This window comes from Streptomyces sp. NPDC091282, assembly GCF_044757385.1.
Classification (GTDB): Bacteria; Actinomycetota; Actinomycetes; order Streptomycetales; family Streptomycetaceae; genus Streptomyces; species Streptomyces gramineus.
The window spans coordinates 1113239-1130733 of sequence record NZ_JBIVUX010000002.1 but is presented as its reverse complement, the minus strand read 5'-3'; the positions used below and the strand labels follow the sequence as shown (position 1 = coordinate 1130733).

The 17495-nt window shown below is 72.2% G+C and carries 18 protein-coding genes; 2 read left to right on the top strand and 16 right to left on the bottom strand.

Going from position 1 to position 17495, the window contains the following annotated elements:
* Positions 1 to 116: 116 nt before the first annotated feature.
* From ACIQOE_RS12145 to ACIQOE_RS12075, 15 genes are all read right to left on the bottom strand, one after another.
* Positions 117 to 857: a sirohydrochlorin chelatase gene (locus tag ACIQOE_RS12145; RefSeq protein ID WP_351328670.1), complete on the bottom strand. Its 741-nt coding sequence runs from the start codon at positions 855 to 857 to the stop codon at positions 117 to 119.
* Between the two features lie 5 nt (positions 858 to 862).
* A complete protein-coding gene (locus tag ACIQOE_RS12140; RefSeq protein ID WP_351328668.1) occupies positions 863 to 1741 on the bottom strand; it encodes an ABC transporter permease in 879 nt (292 codons plus the stop codon).
* The gene (locus ACIQOE_RS12135) at positions 1728 to 2513 is read right to left on the bottom strand and encodes an ABC transporter ATP-binding protein (protein WP_351328666.1); all 786 of its coding nucleotides are present in this window, start codon (positions 2511 to 2513) and stop codon (positions 1728 to 1730) included. Before ACIQOE_RS12135 ends, ACIQOE_RS12140 begins: the two co-directional genes overlap by 14 nt.
* A 33-nt stretch (positions 2514 to 2546) precedes the next feature.
* Positions 2547 to 3650: an aliphatic sulfonate ABC transporter substrate-binding protein gene (locus ACIQOE_RS12130; RefSeq protein WP_351328663.1), complete on the bottom strand. Its 1104-nt coding sequence runs from the start codon at positions 3648 to 3650 to the stop codon at positions 2547 to 2549.
* A 222-nt stretch (positions 3651 to 3872) separates the two neighbouring features.
* A complete protein-coding gene (locus tag ACIQOE_RS12125) occupies positions 3873 to 5210 on the bottom strand; it encodes a GTP-binding protein (RefSeq protein WP_363020216.1) in 1338 nt (445 codons plus the stop codon).
* 2 nt (positions 5211 to 5212) lie between these two features.
* Positions 5213 to 6148 carry a sulfate adenylyltransferase subunit CysD gene (gene cysD, locus ACIQOE_RS12120; protein WP_401411214.1) on the bottom strand — a complete coding sequence of 312 codons (936 nt, stop codon included), beginning with the start codon at positions 6146 to 6148 and terminating at the stop codon, positions 5213 to 5215.
* A complete protein-coding gene (gene cysC / locus ACIQOE_RS12115; protein ID WP_351328657.1) occupies positions 6145 to 6681 on the bottom strand; it encodes an adenylyl-sulfate kinase in 537 nt (178 codons plus the stop codon). Before cysC ends, cysD begins: the two co-directional genes overlap by 4 nt.
* A gap of 59 nt (positions 6682 to 6740) precedes the next feature.
* The gene (locus ACIQOE_RS12110; protein WP_401411212.1) at positions 6741 to 7451 is read right to left on the bottom strand and encodes a phosphoadenylyl-sulfate reductase; all 711 of its coding nucleotides are present in this window, start codon (positions 7449 to 7451) and stop codon (positions 6741 to 6743) included.
* Positions 7448 to 7627, bottom strand: coding sequence for a hypothetical protein (locus ACIQOE_RS12105; RefSeq protein ID WP_351328653.1), 180 nt, complete (start codon positions 7625 to 7627; stop codon positions 7448 to 7450). The genes ACIQOE_RS12110 and ACIQOE_RS12105 overlap by 4 nt, the downstream gene beginning before the upstream one ends.
* A complete protein-coding gene (locus ACIQOE_RS12100; protein ID WP_365564853.1) occupies positions 7624 to 9321 on the bottom strand; it encodes a nitrite/sulfite reductase in 1698 nt (565 codons plus the stop codon). The genes ACIQOE_RS12105 and ACIQOE_RS12100 overlap by 4 nt, the downstream gene beginning before the upstream one ends.
* A 127-nt stretch (positions 9322 to 9448) precedes the next feature.
* Positions 9449 to 9532 (bottom strand): putative leader peptide, encoded by an 84-nt coding sequence (locus ACIQOE_RS12095; RefSeq protein WP_309500612.1) that lies wholly within the window; start codon positions 9530 to 9532, stop codon positions 9449 to 9451.
* Between the two features lie 92 nt (positions 9533 to 9624).
* Positions 9625 to 10215, bottom strand: coding sequence for a GNAT family N-acetyltransferase (locus ACIQOE_RS12090; protein WP_401411209.1), 591 nt, complete (start codon positions 10213 to 10215; stop codon positions 9625 to 9627).
* 70 nt (positions 10216 to 10285) lie between these two features.
* A complete protein-coding gene (locus ACIQOE_RS12085; RefSeq protein ID WP_365564848.1) occupies positions 10286 to 11620 on the bottom strand; it encodes a hypothetical protein in 1335 nt (444 codons plus the stop codon).
* 206 nt (positions 11621 to 11826) lie between these two features.
* The gene (locus ACIQOE_RS12080) at positions 11827 to 13101 is read right to left on the bottom strand and encodes a GAF domain-containing protein (RefSeq protein WP_365564846.1); all 1275 of its coding nucleotides are present in this window, start codon (positions 13099 to 13101) and stop codon (positions 11827 to 11829) included.
* A 294-nt stretch (positions 13102 to 13395) separates the two neighbouring features.
* Complete coding sequence (locus ACIQOE_RS12075) at positions 13396 to 15039, bottom strand: acyl-CoA dehydrogenase family protein (protein WP_401411207.1); 1644 nt, start codon at positions 15037 to 15039, stop codon at positions 13396 to 13398.
* Positions 15040 to 15188: 149 nt separating this feature from the next.
* Between ACIQOE_RS12075 and ACIQOE_RS12070 the strand changes: the two genes are divergently transcribed.
* Both ACIQOE_RS12070 and ACIQOE_RS12065 read left to right on the top strand, forming a co-directional pair.
* Positions 15189 to 16331 (top strand): YihY/virulence factor BrkB family protein, encoded by a 1143-nt coding sequence (locus tag ACIQOE_RS12070; protein WP_351328640.1) that lies wholly within the window; start codon positions 15189 to 15191, stop codon positions 16329 to 16331.
* Positions 16332 to 16391: 60 nt separating this feature from the next.
* Entirely contained in the window at positions 16392 to 17066 is a 675-nt protein-coding gene (locus ACIQOE_RS12065) for a helix-turn-helix domain-containing protein (protein WP_401411204.1), read from the top strand.
* On the opposite strand, the gene ACIQOE_RS12060 is transcribed toward ACIQOE_RS12065, so the two are convergent.
* Complete coding sequence (locus tag ACIQOE_RS12060; RefSeq protein WP_365564837.1) at positions 17052 to 17450, bottom strand: VOC family protein; 399 nt, start codon at positions 17448 to 17450, stop codon at positions 17052 to 17054. The two genes, ACIQOE_RS12065 and ACIQOE_RS12060, sit on opposite strands and share 15 nt — an antisense overlap.
* Between the last annotated feature and the right edge of the window lie 45 nt (positions 17451 to 17495).

The following is a 17495-nucleotide window of genomic DNA, read 5'->3' as shown; positions in this document are numbered from 1 at the left end:
CCGCCGCTCGCCAGAGCGCACGCCGGCCGGCCGTTCGCGGTCCGACGTCACAGGGGAGCGCCGGACCGCGAACCCCGAAAGCGCCGCCGCCGTGCCCGCACGACCCAAGCCGCCGCTCAGGCCCCTACGGCCGCCAGGGCCGGGGTGCGGGCCGCGTCGTACCGCTCCAGCAGGACCCGGGCCACCTCCGGCGCCGGACCGAGGACGTCGGCCAGCACGTCCGCCTGTGCCGCGCCCCGCGCGATCCGGTCGGGCAGGAAGCCGGGGGCGAGGACGTAGGGGGCCACCGCGACCCGGGCGCAGCCCAGCTCGCGCAGCTCCCGCACCGCGTCCTCGGTGCGCGGCAGCGAGGCGGAGGCGAACGCGGGCCGCACGGCGCACCAGCCGGTGCTCCGCCACTCCCGCGCGATGTCCGCGATCACCGCGATCGCCTCCGGGTCGCTGGACCCCGCCGAGGCCAGCACGACCCCGGTCGAGGGCTTGTCGGCGGGGGTGAGCCCCGCCTCGTGCAGCCGCCGTTCCAGGGCCGCCAGGAGCAGCGGGGACGGTCCGAGCACCTCCGCCTGCCGGATCCGCAGCCGGGCGGGCGCGTCCCGCAGGACCGCGGGGATGTCCGCCTTCGCGTGGAAGGCGCGGGTCAGCAGCAGCGGCAGGGCCACGACGTCACGGACGCCCTCCGCGGCCAGCGACTCCAGCACCCCCTGCACCGAGGGGACGGTGAAGTCGAGGAAGCCGGTCTCCACGCGCAGCCCGGGCCGCAGCGACCGCACCCGCCGCACCAGGGCGTGCACGGTCGCCGCGTGCCGCGGATCGCGGCTGCCGTGGGCGATGACGAGGAGAACGGGCTTCGTACGCATGGACCTCAGCTCTTCACCAGCAGGCCTCGGCTGCGCAGCACCCACCGCTCCAGCGGACTGAAGATCAGCAGGTCGATCGCGATGCCGACGAACAGGATCAGGATGATGGCCTCGAACACCATGGCCATGTCGCTCGCGGTGCGCGCGTTCTCCAGGAGCTGGCCGAGACCCACGCCGAGGTCCGGGAAGCTCGCGATGATCTCCGCGGCCATCAGGGACCGCCAGGAGAACGCCCAGCCCTGCTTCAGGCCCGCGACATAGCCGGGCAGCGCCGCCGGCAGGACCACGTGCCAGATGCCCTTCACACCCGTCGCACCCATCGTACGTCCGGCGCGCAGGAACAGCGGCGGCACCTGGTCGACGCCGGAGACCAGCCCGTTGGCGATGGAGGGGACCGCGCCGAGCAGGATCACCGCGTACATCATCGAGTTGTTCAGGCCCAGCCAGATCACGGCCGGCGGCACCCACGCCACCGACGGCAGCGACTGGAGGCCGGACAGGATCGGGCCGATGGCGGCGCGCACGAACCTCACCCGGGCCACCAGGAGTCCCAGCGGGGTGCCGATGACCAGGGCGAAGAGGAAGCCGAGCAGGCCGCGGCTGACGCTGGTCCAGATGTACCCGAGCAGGTCGCCCTTGAGCCAGGCGTCCTTGAACGCGCCGCCCACCGCAGACGGGGAGGGCAGCTTGGACGGGTCGTCGACGACCGGGACGAGGAGCGTCCAGGCCACGAGGACCACGGCGAGCGCGATGATCGGCGGCAGGATCTTGGCGGTGAAGACCTGCCGGAAGGTCGGGCGGCCGGCCGTCGACGTCTCCAGCGCGTCGAGGCCCGCCTCGACGCTTCCGGCGTCCTTGGCCGCGGTCGTCTCAGTGCTGGCCATGACGGCGGATCTCCCCACGCAGTACATCGGTGATCTCAAGGGACAGTTCGGCCACCGGCGCGTCCTCGATCCGGCGCGGCTGCGGGATGCCGACCGTCCACTCGCGGGCTATCCGGCCCGGCCGCGAGGACAGCAGGACCACCCGCTGGGCGAGCCGCACCGCCTCGCGCACGTTGTGCGTGACGAACAGGACGGAGACCCCGGTCTCCTGCCAGATCCGGGTCAGCTCGTCGTGCAGGACGTCCCGGGTGATGGCGTCCAGGGCCGAGAACGGCTCGTCCATCAGCAGCAGGTTGCTCTCCTGGGCGAGCGCGCGGGCCAGTGCGGCACGCTGGCGCATGCCGCCCGACAGCTCGTGGACGCGCTTGCCGTACGCGCCCTTCAGCCGGACCAGTTCGAGCAGCCGCTCGGCGCGGTCGCGGCGGTCGTTCTTCGGGACCCCGCCGAGCTTCAGGGCGAGTTCGATGTTCTTGCCCGCGGTCAGCCACGGGAACAGGGCGTGCTCCTGGAACATCAGGGCGGGCCGCCCGTCCGTCGCGATGGAGCCCGCGGTGGGCCGGTCGAGCCCCGCCACCAGGTTCAGCAGCGTGGACTTGCCGCACCCCGACGCGCCCAGGAGGGTGACGAACTCGCCCGGCGCGACATCGAGCGTGATGTCGTCCAGGACGAGCTGCTGCCCGCCGGGAGTCGCGAAGGACTTCGAGACGTGCTCAAGGCGTGCCGCGTGCTCCACCGACTCGCCGGCCTTGGCGAGTGTCGTGGTCGTGGCCATGGTCGTCACCTCCTGGGAACGCGTCGGGACCGGTCAGCTGCTGCCGAGACCGGCGGCGTCGACCGTGCTCGCGCCCTCGGCCTTGAGGACCTTGTTGAGGATCGTCAGGTCGTAGATGTTCTTCAGGAGCGGGTCGGAGAGCAGACCGGCCTTGACGGCGTGCTCGGCCTCGGTGTTGAGGGTGGAGGCCAGCGGGTCGTCGGTGAACTGGATCGACGACCAGGCCGGGTCCAGGACGTCGTCGGGCAGCGCCTTGCCGGAGTCGACCTCCAGCTGCTTGTTCGCCGCGGCCTTCGCCTGGTCCGGGTTGGCGTTGATCCACTTGTTGGTCTCGACGGAGCCCTTCAGCACGGCCTCGACGACCTTCGGGTGCGCCTTGAGGAACTTCTGCGACACGATGATGTTCGTGATCACGAACTTCTTGTCGGGCCACAGCGTGGACTCGTCGAGGAGCACCTTGCCGCCCTCGGCGACCAGCTTGGACGCGGTCGGCTCCGGCACCCAGGCGCCGTCGATGGAACCGGCCTTGAAGGCGTCCGGGGTGATCTTGTTGTCCGTGCGGACGACCGTGACGTCGCCCTTGCCGCTCTGCGCGTCGACCTTCCAGCCCTGGTCGGCGGCCCAGTTGAGGAACGCCACGTCCTGCGTGTTGCCGAGCTGCGGCGTCGCGATCTTCTTGCCCTTGACGTCCTTCAGGGACGTGATCTTCTTCGGGTTCACGACCAGCTTCACGCCGCCCGACGCGGAACCGCCGATGATCTTCAGGTCGGTGCCGTCGGACTTGGTGTAGCCGTTGATGGCCGGCGAGGGGCCGATCCAGCCGATGTCGATGGAGCCGGAGTTGAGCGCCTCGATCTCCGAGGGACCCGCGTTGAAGATCGCGTACTTGGCCTGGGTGGCGCCGAGCTCCTTCTGGAAGAAGCCCTTCTGGTTGCCCACCAGCGCCGTCGCGTGCGTCAGGTTGCCGAAGTAGCCGATCTTGACGGTGTCCAGGCCGTCGATCTTCTTGGACCCGGCGGCGACCTTGGCGGTGTCGGTCTTGTCGGAGTCCGACCCGTAACCGCAGGCGGCGAGGGTGAGCAGGGGAAGCGCGGCTATCACCGCGAGACTGCGGCGGAAGGCTTTTGTTGCAGGCACGGGAGGTGTTCCTCTCGGAGGCCCGGCGGTCACGGTCTCTCAGGTCGTGGCCGGGAGGTCGGCAGGTCTTCGTTCACGGCGGTGGGGGGTGAGGGCGCGCAGGCAGTGCGCGTACGTCAACGCACACATCGCGCCACTCCGCCCTGCCCGCTGCCGAGGGTGCCGCTGCCGACGCGGCCGCCCTCCTTGGCGAACGTGGAGTAGATGTCGGTGGAGGTCACGTCAGAAGTCCCACCCGTCGTCCTCGGCCGCGTCCTTGACGGGCTCGGGAGAGGCGAACGACTCGCCGACCATGCCGGCGGTGAGCGTGGTGCCGTCGGCGGGGTCGATCAGGATGAAGGAGCCGGTGCGGCGCGAGTCGGCGTAGGAGTCGACCGGCAGCGGCTCGGCGGTACGGATCTTCACCCGGCCGATGTCGTTGGCGACGAGCTGCCCCGGGTGCGGGTGCAGGGAGAGGTCGTCGAGGGTGAGCCGGGACGGGATGTCCTTGACGATCGCCTTGACCGTGCGGGTGCCGTGCTTGAGCAGCACCCGGTGCCCGACGGTCAGCGGCTGGTCCGCCACGTGGCAGACGGTCGCCTCGACCTCCTGGGTGGTCTCCGGCGCGTCCTTGGTCGGCACGATCAGGTCGCCGCGCGAGACGTCGATGTCGTCGGCGAGCAGCAGGGTCACCGACTGGGTGGTCCACGCCGACCGGACCGGCTTGCCGAGCAGGTCGATGCCCGAGATCGTCGTCGTACGGCCGGACGGCAGGACCGTGACCTGCTCTCCGACGTGGAAGGTGCCGGCGGCGATCTGACCCGCGTAGCCGCGGTAGTCGGGGTGCTCGGCGGTCTGCGGGCGGATCACATACTGCACGGGCAGCCGGGCGTGGCAGTGCGCCAGGTCGTGGCTGACCGGGACGGTCTCCAGGTGCTCCAGGACGGTCGGGCCGCCGTACCAGTCCATCGTGGCGGACGGCTCCACCACGTTGTCGCCGACCAGCGCGGAGATCGGGATCGCGGTGACCTCCGGGACGCCCAGCTCGGTCGCGTACGCCGTGAACTCCTCCGCGATCGCGGCGAAGACCCGCTCCTCGTAGCCGACCAGGTCCATCTTGTTGACGGCGAGGACGACGTGGGGGACGCGGAGGAGGGCGGCGATGGCGGCGTGGCGGCGGGTCTGTTCGACGACGCCGTTGCGGGCGTCGACGAGGACGACGGTGAGTTCGGCGGTGGAGGCGCCGGTGACCATGTTGCGGGTGTACTGCACGTGGCCTGGGGTGTCGGCGAGGATGAAGCGGCGTTTCGGGGTGGCGAAGTAGCGGTAGGCGACGTCGATGGTGATGCCCTGTTCGCGTTCGGCGCGCAGGCCGTCGGTGAGGAGGGCGAGGTCGGGGGTGTCCTGGCCGCGGGAGGCGGAGGCGCGTTCGACGGCTTCCAGCTGGTCGGTGAGGACGGACTTGGAGTCGTGGAGCAGTCGTCCGACGAGGGTGGACTTGCCGTCGTCGACCGACCCGGCGGTCGCGAACCGCAGCAAGGTGGTCTCGGTCAGGCCGAGTTCCGTGGTGGTCGTGCTCATCTCTAGAAGTACCCCTCGCGCTTGCGGTCTTCCATCGCGGCCTCGGAGAGCTTGTCGTCGGCGCGGGTGGCGCCGCGCTCGGTGAGCCGGGACGCGGCGATCTCGGCGATGACGGCGTCCAGCGTGCCGGCGTGCGAATCGACCGCGCCGGTGCAGGACATGTCTCCGACGGTCCGGTAGCGCACCTGGCGCTTCTCCACCGTCTCGTCGTCGCGCGGGCCGCCCCACTCGCCGGCGGTCAGCCACATCCCGTCGCGCCGGAACACCTCGCGCTCGTGGGCGTAGTAGATCTGGGGGAGGTCGATGGCTTCGCGGGCGATGTACTGCCAGACGTCGAGTTCGGTCCAGTTGGAGAGGGGGAAGACGCGGACGTGTTCGCCGGGGGCGTGGCGTCCGTTGTAGAGGTTCCACAGTTCGGGGCGCTGGCGGCGGGGGTCCCACTGGGAGAACTCGTCGCGGAGGGAGAAGACGCGTTCCTTGGCGCGTGCTTTCTCTTCGTCGCGGCGGCCGCCGCCGAAGACGGCGTCGAACTTCTCGTGCTGGATCTTCTCGGTGAGGGGGAGGGTCTGGAGGGGGTTGCGGGTGCCGTCGGGGCGTTCTTTGAGGACGCCGCGGTCGATGTAGTCCTGGACGGAGGCGATGTGGAGGCGCAGTCCGTGTGCGGTGACGACGCGGTCGCGGTAGTCGAGGACTTCGGGGAAGTTGTGGCCGGTGTCCACGTGGAGGAGGGAGAAGGGGATCGTCGCGGGGGCGAAGGCTTTGAGGGCGAGGTGGAGCATGACGATGGAGTCCTTGCCGCCGGAGAAGAGGATCACCGGTCGTTCGAACTCGCCCGCCACCTCGCGGAAGATGTGGACCGCCTCGGACTCCAGCGCGTCCAGATGGGACAGGGCGTACGGCGTGCCGGTGCCCTCTCCGTGGGTCGCCACGGTCGTCATGCCAGTCCCCTCTCGGCGAGCAGGGCGTACACGGACGCCGCGGACTCCTGCACGGTCTGGTGCTGCGACTCGATCCGCAGATCGGGCGTCTCGGGCTCCTCGTACGGGTCGTCGACACCGGTCAGCCCGGACAGTTCGCCCGCGGCCTGCTTGGCGTACAGACCCTTCACGTCGCGTACGGAACACACCTCGACCGGGGTCGCCACGTGCACCTCGACATAGGCGGTGCCGTTCTCCTGGTGGCGCTTGCGCACCGCGTCCCGGCTGTCCGCGTACGGGGCGATCACCGGTACCAGCGCCGTGACGCCGTTGCGGGCCAGCAGTTCGGCGACGAAGCCGATGCGCTGCACGTTGGTGTGCCGGTCCTCACGGCTGAAGCCGAGGCCCGCCGAGATGAACTCGCGGATCTCGTCGCCGTCGAGCACCTCGACGCGGTGGCCCTCGTCGCGCAGCCGGTCCGCCAGCTCGTACGCGATGGTGGTCTTGCCGGCGCTCGGCAGACCCGTGAGCCAGACGGTGGCTCCGGTCGTCACGTTGTTCTCCTGGTTCGTCGGAAGCGGGAAGGCCGTCCTCGTGGACGGCGTGGTGGCCGTCATCCGTGCAGACCGCACTCGGTCTTGGCGCGTCCCGCCCAGCGGCCGGCCCGCGCGTCCTCGCCCTCCAGCACCCGTCGGGTGCAGGGCGCGCAGCCGACGGAGGCGTAGCCGTCCATCAGCAACGGGTTGGTCAGTACGCCGTGTTCGGCGACGTAGGCGTCCACGTCGTCCTGGGTCCAGCGGGCGATCGGGGAGACCTTGACCTTCCGGCGCTTCTCGTCCCAGCCGACGACCGGGGTGGTCGCCCGGGTCGGGGACTCGTCGCGGCGCAGCCCGGTCGCCCAGGCCGTGTAGTTCGCGAGGCCCCGCTCCAGCGGCTCGACCTTGCGGAGCCGGCAGCACAGGTCGGGGTCGCGGTCGTGCAGCCGCGGCCCGTGCTCCGCGTCCTGCTCGGCCACGGTCCGGCGCGGGGTGAGGGTGATGACGTTGACGTCCATGACGGCCTCGACGGCGTCCCGGGTGCCGATGGTCTCCGGGAAGTGGTAGCCGGTGTCGAGGAAGACGACGTCCACGCCCTTCTGGGCGCGGGACGCCAGGTGGGCCACCACCGCGTCCTCCATGGAGGAGGTCACGCAGAAGCCCTTGCCGAAGGTGTCCACCGCCCACTGGAGGATCTCCAGGGCGGTGGCGTCCTCCAGGTCACGGCCGGCCCGTTCGGCCAGCTCCTTCAACTCGTCGGTGCTGCGGTCTTCCTGAGCTGTGGTCATATCTGTTCCCCTCCGGCTTCGGAGTGCTTCAGTCCGCGGGCGAGCAGCCCGAGGAACTTCAGCTGGAATGCGCGGTTGCAGGCCGCGCATTCCCAGGCGCCGTGGCCCTGCTCACTGGGACGCAGGTCCTCGTCACCGCAGTAGGGGCAGTAGAAGGGCGCGGCCCGCTCGCTCATGAGAGCGCCTCCTCGTCGGCGCGGGACGCCCAGGCGGCGAACCGCTCGCCGTCCTCGCGCTCCGCCTGGAACCGCCTGAGCACCCGCTCGACGTAGTCCGGCAGTTCCTCGGAGGTCACCTTGAGACCGCGGACCTTGCGGCCGAACCCGGCCTCCAGGCCCAGCGCGCCGCCCAGGTGCACCTGGAATCCCTCGACCTGCTCGCCCGCGTCGTTCAGGACCAGCTGACCCTTGAGACCGATGTCCGCGACCTGGATACGGGCGCAGGCGTTCGGGCAGCCGTTGACGTTGATGGTGAGCGGCTCGTCGAACTCGGGCAGCCGCCGCTCCAGTTCGTCGATCAGCGTGGAGCCGCGCTGCTTGGTCTCGACGATGGCGAGCTTGCAGTACTCGATGCCGGTGCAGGCCATCGTGCCGCGCCTGAACGAGGACGGGCGGGCGGTCAGGTCCAGCGCCTCCAGCGCGGCCACCAGCGAGTCGACCTGGTCCTCGGTGACGTCCAGGACGATCATCTTCTGTTCGACGGTGGTCCGCACCCGGCCCGAGCCGTGCGCCTCGGCGAGGTCGGCGACCTTCGCCAGGGTGGCGCCGTCGACGCGGCCGACGCGCGGGGCGAAACCGACGTAGAAGTTGCCGTCCTGCTGCCGGTGCACGCCGACGTGGTCGCGCCAGCGGGAGACGGGCTCGGCGGGCGCCGGCCCGTCGGCGAGCGCGCGCCCCAGGTACTCGTCCTCCAGGATCTGCCGGAACTTCTCGGCACCCCAGTCGGCGACCAGGAACTTCAGGCGGGCGCGGGTGCGCAGCCGCCGGTAGCCGTAGTCCCGGAAGATGCCGATGACGCCGGCCCACACGTCCGGGACCTCCGCCAGCGGCACCCAGGCGCCGAGCCGGACGCCGATCTTCGGGTTGGTGGACAGGCCGCCGCCGACCCACAGGTCGAAGCCGGGACCGTGCTCGGGGTGCTCGACACCGACGAAGGCGATGTCGTTGATCTCGTGGACCACGTCGAGCAGCGGCGAACCGGAGATCGCGGACTTGAACTTGCGGGGCAGGTTGGAGAACTCCTTGCTGCCGATGTACCGCTTGTTGATCTCGTCGATCGCCCAGCTGCCGTCGACGATCTCGTCCTCGGCGATGCCGGCGACCGGCGAGCCGATGACCACGCGCGGGGTGTCGCCGCACGCCTCGGTGGTGGACAGCCCGACGGCCTCCAGCCGGTTCCAGATCTCGGGGACGTCCTCGATGCGGATCCAGTGCAGCTGGATGTTCTGCCGGTCGGTGATGTCCGCGCTGCCGCGCGCGAACTCCTGCGAGATCTCGCCGATGACCCGCAGCTGCGTGGTGCTGAGACGGCCGCCGTCGATCCGCACCCGCAGCATGAAGTACTTGTCGTCCAGCTCCTCCGGTTCGAGGATGGCCGTCTTGCCGCCGTCGATGCCGGGCTTGCGCTGCGTGTACAGGCCCCACCAGCGCATCCGTCCGCGCAGGTCGTTGGGGTCGATCGAGTCGAAGCCGCGCTTGGAGTAGATCGTCTCAATGCGTGTCCGCACATTGAGACCGTCGTCGTCCTTCTTGAACTGCTCGTTGCCGTTGAGCGGGGTGAAGTGCCCCATGGCCCACTGACCCTCACCACGGTGACGGCTCACCTTGCGGCGGGGCGCGGAGGCGGCAGGGTTCTGCGGAGTGGCGGCCATGGCGAATACGTCCTTCGGGACAGGCGGGGAAGCGGCTCTTACCTGCGCATACGGGCGCATGAGGGCGTGTCTGCGCGACACTGCGCAAGGGAAGGTCTGGACAGGAGACGGCGGCGGTGCTGTGCTCTCAGCCCGCCGGACAGATGGCGCTGGACATGCGGCCGAGGTCGACGTGCCGCCGACTCACCAAGGCGATTCCAGTTCCAGACATGACGGAAGCGTGTCACGCGGATCTCGGGCCAGTCCACCATTGTCCGCGATTCGGACGGATCTATTCTGAATGGTGAGATGCGGTGCCGCGGGTCACGCCCCGGGCCGCGCCGGGGGGCGTGCGCCCGGCCAGGGGCCCGGGGTCGCGACGTCCGGTTCCTCCTCGGTCTTGGTTCCGAAGAGCCGGAAACCGCGCCGCTGGTAGTTGGCCATCGCGTGCTCGCCGTCCAGGCTGCAGGTGTGCAGCCACACCCGCTTCGTCGGCGGCAGGTCCGGCCAGCGCTCCGCCAGGTCCCAGGCGCGCGCCGCGCCGTACGACAGCAGGTGACCGCCGATCCGGCGGCCCCGGAACGCCGGGATCAGGCCGAAGTAGACGATCTCCACGACCCCGTCGTCCTGCGGCGCCAGCTCGACGTAGCCCGCCGGGGTGCCCCTGTCGTAGCCGACCCAGGTCTCCACGCCGGGCCGCTCCAGGTGCTCCAGCCACCGGTCGTACGTCCAGCCCAGCCGGTCGGTCCAGCGGATGTCGCCGCCGACGGACGCGTACAGGAACCGGCTGAACTCGGGGGAGGGGACCTGCGAGCGGACGACCTCGACCGCGCCGCCCTCCGGCGCGGCGGCCGGGAGGAGGTCGGCCGGGGAGGTCTGCTCCAGGGACCAGGTGGTCACGACGACGCTGTTCATGGAGGCCAGGCAATCATCCGGGCCCCGCCCGTGTCGATGGCCGTCCGCATCGATCAGGCGCCGGTGCCCGTCATCCGAGCGAGGCGTCTATCGAGCGCAGCGGTACCGAGAACAGCATGCGGCCGGAGACCGACCACACCTCTCCGGTGTCGGGGGCGTAGGACAGCGAGCCGGTGTTCTCGGCCCAGCAGCGGTGCGAGGCGTCCGAGCCGCAGCGGGCCGCCTGCGCGCCCCTGCGGTCCTGCCGCCACAGGCTGCCGTGCCCGTCCATGGCGCCGGGCAGGTGCCCGACGTACCACTTGGAGGCGGTCGCGCCCGGCGGGCGGTACGACAGGACGCCCCGGATCTCCGAGGCCTCCGTCCGGTAGGCCTCGACCGCGTCGGCCCGGCCGGCGGCATCGGTGGCGAGCGCCCCGGCGTGCCGCGGGTCCTCGTCGAACGCGTACCGCCACAGGCGGGCCCGCCGGTCGCCGCCCGCGGGCGTCCACTCGCCGAGGACCAGGCTGTCCGGGGCCGTCCCGCGGTCCACGGCGAGCGCGCTCGGACAGGGCGCGCCGCTCTCGGAGCAGGCCCCCGAGGTGAACCGGTAGGAGCCCACGGCGGGCATCACGTACCGGAAGCCGTCGGCCGACCAGCCGCCGGGCACCCGGCCGATCCGGTCGGACAGCACCGACGTGCGCTGGATGCGGTTGAGGTCGTAGACGTAGAGCGCTTCGGCGCTGCCCGGCGCGGTGGTCACCAGCAGCTTGTTCCCGTACCAGGCCATGCCGGCGATCTGCGAGGTCAGGCCCCGGTAGGTGCGGCCGTCGACGCTCGGCACGGTCAGCAGGACCCAGGAGTACGAGGGGTGCGCGGGGTCGTTGTCGTCCACGACGGCGACCCTGGCCAGGCCCCGGGAGGCGGCCGGGCCGCTGGAGGCGCTGTGCGTCCAGCCGGCCAGGACGACCCGGTTGGCGCCCCACAGGCCGTCGTCGTCCGCGTCGGAGGAGGTCGTCACCGAGGCCGGGCGCCAGTCGTCGGTGAGGGTGTCGGTGGGGTCCCAGCAGTAGGCCTCGGTGGCCGCCGGGACGACCGGCAGCGAGTCCCGGTCCCCGGAGCCGCAGTCGGCCGCCGGGCGCAGGGCGTGGTCGGCGCCGGCCAGGACGTCGTCGACGCCGACCGTGCCGCCCATCGAGGCGGCGAGCCGGTCCAGCGAGCGGCGCGGCACCAGGTTCTCCTGGAGCTGGAGCCGCGCGGTGTCGGCGGCGGAGGTCAGCGGCTTCAGCGCGCCCGGGTCCTCGGCGACCGTGGCCTGCGAGGCGCTGACGATCGTGGCGGTCGCGGTGAGGGCCAGCGCGGCCCCGGCCAGGGCGGCGCGCAGTGCCGCGCCCCGCCTGCGCCGCCGGTGTCTGCCGCGATGCTTCATGTCTCCTCCCGAGGCGGACCAACTGCGCCCCATGGTCGTTACGTTGACCGAGGTGCAGTTGAGGGTGCCCGCACCGGGATGCTACGGCAGTCTGGGCGGCCGTACCGCGAAGACGCAGCAAATATACGGAAGATACGTCCCTCGATGTCCCTGATGCGCGGAACGGGGGCCGCACCCGGCCGCCGCCGGCCTCGGCGCGCCCGGCGTCAGGACCGGGGGCCGGGCCCTCTGTCCGCCGCCACCGCCGGGGCGTTGGAGCAGGGCAGCAGGTCGAGCGGGTCGGCCGGGAGCCGGACCTCGATCTCCGCGTCCTCCCGGAACCGGTAGGGCCGGTGTTCGAGCAGCGGCCCCAGGTAGCGCCGGATCCTGGACATCTCGGCGCGCACGGTCACCGTCCGCGAGGCGTCCCCGAACACGTCCTCGGCCAGCCCGGCCGCGCTGCGCCCGGTGCGCCGGACCGCCAGCAGGTACAGCAACTCGGCGTGCCGCGGGCTCAGTTCCTTCGACCAGGAGCAGGCGCCGCCGCCCACCGTCACCGAGGGCCGGCGCGGCCCGGCGAGGTCGAGCACCAGCCGTCCGCCCTCCGCCGGGGCGGGCTCGTCCACCGCGCGCAGCAGCCAGCCGCCGGCCAGCGGCTCCACCGAGCACAGCCCGAGCGCGGGCAGCCGGTGGCGGCCCGGCGAGAGGGACTTGGGCAGCGTGAGCCGCCGCGGGTACGGCATGCCGACGACCGCCGCCGTCCAGCCGCCCGCGTCCACCGCCACCGCCCGGCCGCCCAGCCCGGCCAGCATCGGCGCCGCGACGGCGCGCAGCCGCTCCAGCGCGTCCAGGTGCAGTTCCCGCAGCCGGGCCTCGGCCAGCTTGGCCACCGAGTCCACCAGGGCCAGGGTTGCCGGGTGCATGGTCTCCAGCGGACCGCTGACGTCGACCACGCCGAGCAGCGTGCCGTCCCGCGGATCGGTGATGGGGGCGCCGGAGCACGTCCAGGAGGTGAGCGAGCGGGCGAAGTGCTCGGCGGCGAAGACCTGGACGGGCCGCCGCACCACCGCGGGCGTGCCGACGCCGTTGGTGCCGACGACGTCTTCGCGCCAGTCGGCGCCGGGTGCGAAGCCGAGGCCGTCGGCCTTGCGCAGCACCGGTGAGGAACCCTCGCGCCACAGCACCCGGCCGTCGGCGTCGGCCACCACCATGATGTGCTGGGCCGCGTCCGCGACCGAAAGCAACCCCTCGCGCAGCACCGGCAGTACGTCCCGCAGCGGTGACCGCTCGCGCCTGCGCCGCACCTCGTCGGAGGACAGCAGCCCCGCACCGAAGTCGTGGTCGGGGTCGACGCCGCTGCGCAGCGTGCGCCCCCAGGACTGCTCGATCACCGGCCGGGGCGCGATCCGCCCACGCCGGCCGGCCAGCCGCGCCTCGCGCAGTTCGCTCAGTAACCGCGCCGCCTGTGCCGCGTCCACCGCGGCGAGTCGCGCCACGTCCATCGGCGGGTTCCCCACTGAGGTCCTCCCGGGCAGTCCTCGGAAAAGGCATGGATGTGCGTTGTCAAGCCGTCCGGGCGGCGGTTTCCGGTCCGACTGCGCGTCTCATACTGCCGTTCTCCAGGGCCGGAGGCACACGGTCCGCCCACAGTCACCGAGATGTTGCAACCCCTTGCAACCCTGGTGGACGGAACGGGAGTGGCCGAAAATTGAGCCGGCGCCTCGGCGTCGCCGGCCTGACATGGGCCGAAGAAGCGGGGGTGGTGCCGTGTCGGCGCAGCACCACCCTCGCGCCCCTCAGACCGGGACGCGCACCCGGGCCCGGTCCACCACCGCCGCGAGGTCCAGGCCGCGCGGCAGGGTGCCGAAGGACGCGCCCCCGTCGTCGGTCAGCCGGGACGCGCAGAAGGCGTCCGCCACCTCCGCGGGCGCGAAGCGGACCAGCAGGGAGCCCTGGAGGACCGTCGCCAGGCGTTCCACGAGGCGCCTGGCCCGTGCCTCCATGCCTTCCAGGTCGGCCAGTTCGGAGAAGAGGTCCTTGACCGCGCGGTCCAGGCGGTGGTCGGCGCCGTGGGCGCGGCCGATCTCCTCAAGGTAGGCGTCCAGTGCTTGCGGCTCGCGCCGCAGCGCCCGCAGCGCGTCCAGCGCCTGGATGTTCCCCGCGCCCTCCCAGAGCGAGTTCAGCGGTGACTCGCGCACCAGGCGGGGCAGTCCCGACTCCGTCACGTACCCGTTGCCGCCCAGGCACTCGGCGGCCTCCACGGCGACCGGCGCGCAGCGCTTGGTCACCCAGTACTTGGCGGCCGGCAACGCCAGCCGCAGCAGGGCCCGTTCGGCCTCGCCGCCGTCGTCGTGGGCGGCGGCGAGGCGGAGCCCGAGCGCCGTCGCGGCCTCCGACTCGACCGCCAGGTCGGCCAGCACGTTGCGCATCAGCGGCTTGTCGGCCAGCTTCCCGCCGAACGCCTCGCGGTGGGAGCAGTGGTGCACGGCCTGGGCAACCGCCTGACGCATCAGCCCCGCCGAGCCCAGCACGCAGTCCAGCCGGGTCGCGGCGACCATCCCGATAATGGTCCGCACCCCCCGGCCCTCCTCGCCCACCCGCCGTGCCCAGGTGCCGTCGAACTCCACCTCGGCGGAGGCGTTGGACCGGTTGCCGAGCTTGTCCTTGAGACGCTGGAGGAGGAAGACGTTGCGGGTGCCGTCCGGCAGGACGCGCGGCACCAGGAAGCAGGTCGGTCCGCCCGGTGCCTGGGCCAGCACCAGGAAGCCGTCCGACATGGGTGCCGAGCAGAACCACTTGTGCCCGGTGAGGGCGTAGGTCCCGGGCTCGGCGAGCGGGACGGCGGCGGTGGTGTTGGCGCGGACGTCGCTGCCGCCCTGCTTCTCCGTCATGGCCATGCCGAACAGGGCGCCGGCCTTCCCGGCGGCGGGCCGCAGCCCGCGGTCGTAGATCATGGAGGTCAGCAGCGGCTCCCACACGGCGGCCAGCTCCGGGTCGGTGCGCAGGGCGGGCACCGCCGCGTTCGTCATCGACAGCGGGCAGCAGTTCCCGGCCTCGGCCTGGGTCCACACCAGGAAGGCGGCCGCCCGCCGGACGTGCCCGCCGGGCCGTACCCAGCCGGTGGTCAGCCCCGCGCCGACGCCCTTGCCGAGCAGCCGGTGCCAGGCGGGATGGAACTCCACCTCGTCGATCCGGTTCCCGTAGCGGTCGTGGGAGCGCAGCCGCGGCGGGTTCTCGTCGGCCTGCGCCGCCCACTCCTGCACCTGCGCCGAACCGGCCGAGACACCGATCGTGGACAGCTCGGCCCGTACCTCCTCCAGCAGCTCCGGGGCGGTGTGCCGGGCGACGGCCTCGACCAGGGCGTGGTCGGCGGCGAAGAGGTCGTAGCCCACCAGCGGCGGCGGCTGATTGGTCACGGTGTGCGTGGTCGTGCCTGCCATGTCTGCGAACCTACCCGGGACGGAGGCGGTGGTCTCCAGCGTGACACAGGGGTACCCCAGGTCGCCGGGCACGATCCCACCGGGTCCGGAAGATCCCTCCGGGACCCCGGAAGATGAGTACAGCCCCGGACGGCGGATACCTTTAGGGCGTGCAGCCAGCAAGCGATACCCCCGAGCGGCCCTCCGGCCGGCTCCACCGGGCCAGGGCCCTCTACCGGAACGTCTCCAAGCGCCGGACGGCTTGGCTGCTGCTCAAGGACACCGTCAATTCCTGCATGGAGTACCGCATCCTCGGCCTCGCCGCCGAGGCCGCCTTCTTCACCCTGCTGTCGGTGCCGCCGCTGCTGCTCAGCCTCATCGGCCTGCTCGGCTACGTCGACGACTGGACCGGTGCGGACACCATCGCGAGCCTGGAGGCCAACCTCCTGGACGCCTCCCGGACCGTCCTGTCCGACAAGGGCGTCAGGGAGATCGCCGAGCCGATCCTGCACGACGTGATGCAAGGCGGACGCCCCGACGTGATCTCCATCGGCTTCCTGTTCGCCCTGTGGTCGGGCTCCCGCGCGGTGAACGTCTTCATCGACACGATCACCGTGATGTACGGCCTCGACGGCGTCCGGGGCATCGTGAAGACGCGGGTGGTGTCCTTCCTGCTCTTCATCGCTGCCCTGCTGATCGGCTCGGTGGCGCTGCCGCTGATGGTGGCCGGACCCGACGCGGTGGTCCGGATCGTGCCGTGGTCGGAGACGGTCGTCCAGGTCCTGTACTGGCCGGTCGTGATCGTCCTGTCCATCGTCTTCCTGACCACGCTGTACCACGTCTCCGTGCCGGTCCGCTCGCCGTGGATCGAGGACGTGCCGGGCGCCCTGGTGGCCCTCGCCATGTGGGTCCTCGGCAGTTTCCTGCTGCGCATCTACCTGACCCACACCATCGAGGGCGCGACGATCTACGGCTCGCTCGCCGCGTCCGTCGCCGTGCTCCTGTGGATCGGTGTGTCCGCCTTCGCCGTGCTGGTCGGCGCGGCGGTGAACGCCGCCATCGACCGCGTCTGGCCGGCCGCCGCCACCGCCGCGGCGCGCGCCGCCAACGAGCGGCTGCGCGAGGTGCAGGTCGCCGAGTACGTGGCCCGCGCCACCGCGGCCCGCGAGGCGGACCCGGGAGACCCGGACGACCCCGACATGCCGTCGGAGTTCCCCGAGCGCTGGTCCCGGTTCCTGCCGCCGGAGGACGTCACGGCACGGCTGCGCACGCACGTGAAGAGCAGCCATCCGCCGCGCAAGCCGGAGGCGTGAGCAAAGGCCCGGACGCGCACGCCGCCACGGCCGGGACGGGCCGCGTCTAGGCTGGCGTGCGTGTACGAGGAACGGGCGTCCCGGGTCGCCGGTGCCGTCGTCTGGGTGAAGACCCCCGGTGCGGACGGGGACGGGCGGGTGCTGCCCGACGGATGCATGGACCTGCTGTGGCACGAGGGGCGGCTGCTGGTCGCCGGGCCCGACACCCGCGCGTACCTCACCGCGGGCGCCGGGGGGACGTGGGTGGGCCTGCGCTTCTACCCGGGTGCCGCGCCCGCCGTCCTCGGCGTCCCGGCGCACGAACTGCTCGACCGGCGGGTGGACCTGGCCGACCTCTGGCCGTCCGCGACGGTACGGCGGCTGCGCGCCCGGACCGCGGCCGCCGCCGATCCCGCCGCCGCGCTGGAGCGGATCGCCCTGGAACGGGAGGCACCGGCCGACCCGTCCCTCAGGCGGCTCGTCGAAGCCCTGGACGAGGGCAGGCCCGTGGCCGCTGTGGCCGACGAACTCGGCCTGGGGGCGCGCCAGTTGCTGCGGCGCAGCCGTGCGGCGTTCGGCTACGGGCCCAAGACGCTGGCCCGGGTGCTCCGGATGCAGCGCGCCCTCGCGCTCGCCCGGAACGGGGTGCCGCTCGCCGAGACCGCCGTGCGGGCCGGCTACGCGGACCAGCCGCACCTCTCCCGTGAGGTGCGGGAACTGGCCGGGCTGCCGCTGACCGGACTACTCGGCGGGTAGCGGCGCGAACAGGTCGACGCCGTTGCCGTCGGGGTCGTGCACGGTGGCGTACCGCTGGCCCCAGAAGGCGTCCCACGGCTTGAGTTCGCCGTGGTACCCGGCGTCCGTCAGTTCCGCGTAGACGGCGTCGACCTCGGCGGGCGAGCCGCAGCGGAAGGCGAGCCCGGCCCGGCCGCCGCCCGCCGGCGCGCGCCAGGCCGGGTGGAAGGAGCGGACCGTCGCCTCGGTGTCCAGGGCGAGGACCAGCCCGCCGGGCAGCTCGGCCTCGACGTGCGGCTGTTCCTCGGCGCCGGGCGGGAATTCCAGGCCCAGCCGGCGGTAGAAGGCGAGGGACGCGGTCAGGTCGGAGACGACCAGGCCGATGACGGCGAATCGTGGAGTCATGACGTCACCGTAGGCGGCGGTCCGGGCGGCGGTCTTGAAGGAATC

Excerpts from the sequence above, each read along its gene's own strand:
- cysD (WP_401411214.1), bottom strand. The coding sequence starts at position 6,148 with ATGACGACCGTGGCGACCCACGGAGAGGGCACCGGCACGCCGTACGCC.
- ACIQOE_RS12095 (WP_309500612.1), bottom strand. The coding sequence starts at position 9,532 with ATGTCTGGAACTGGAATCGCCTTGGTGAGTCGGCGGCACGTCGACCTC.
- ACIQOE_RS12075 (WP_401411207.1), bottom strand. The coding sequence starts at position 15,039 with ATGGCAGGCACGACCACGCACACCGTGACCAATCAGCCGCCGCCGCTG.
- ACIQOE_RS12090 (WP_401411209.1), bottom strand. The coding sequence starts at position 10,215 with ATGAACAGCGTCGTCGTGACCACCTGGTCCCTGGAGCAGACCTCCCCG.
- ACIQOE_RS12125 (WP_363020216.1), bottom strand. The coding sequence starts at position 5,210 with ATGAGCACGACCACCACGGAACTCGGCCTGACCGAGACCACCTTGCTG.
- ACIQOE_RS12060 (WP_365564837.1), bottom strand. The coding sequence starts at position 17,450 with ATGACTCCACGATTCGCCGTCATCGGCCTGGTCGTCTCCGACCTGACC.
- ACIQOE_RS12085 (WP_365564848.1), bottom strand. The coding sequence starts at position 11,620 with ATGAAGCATCGCGGCAGACACCGGCGGCGCAGGCGGGGCGCGGCACTG.
- ACIQOE_RS12110 (WP_401411212.1), bottom strand. The coding sequence starts at position 7,451 with ATGACCACAGCTCAGGAAGACCGCAGCACCGACGAGTTGAAGGAGCTG.
- ACIQOE_RS12105 (WP_351328653.1), bottom strand. The coding sequence starts at position 7,627 with ATGAGCGAGCGGGCCGCGCCCTTCTACTGCCCCTACTGCGGTGACGAG.
- ACIQOE_RS12100 (WP_365564853.1), bottom strand. The coding sequence starts at position 9,321 with ATGGCCGCCACTCCGCAGAACCCTGCCGCCTCCGCGCCCCGCCGCAAG.
- ACIQOE_RS12145 (WP_351328670.1), bottom strand. The coding sequence starts at position 857 with ATGCGTACGAAGCCCGTTCTCCTCGTCATCGCCCACGGCAGCCGCGAT.
- ACIQOE_RS12140 (WP_351328668.1), bottom strand. The coding sequence starts at position 1,741 with ATGGCCAGCACTGAGACGACCGCGGCCAAGGACGCCGGAAGCGTCGAG.
- ACIQOE_RS12080 (WP_365564846.1), bottom strand. The coding sequence starts at position 13,101 with ATGGACGTGGCGCGACTCGCCGCGGTGGACGCGGCACAGGCGGCGCGG.
- ACIQOE_RS12135 (WP_351328666.1), bottom strand. The coding sequence starts at position 2,513 with ATGGCCACGACCACGACACTCGCCAAGGCCGGCGAGTCGGTGGAGCAC.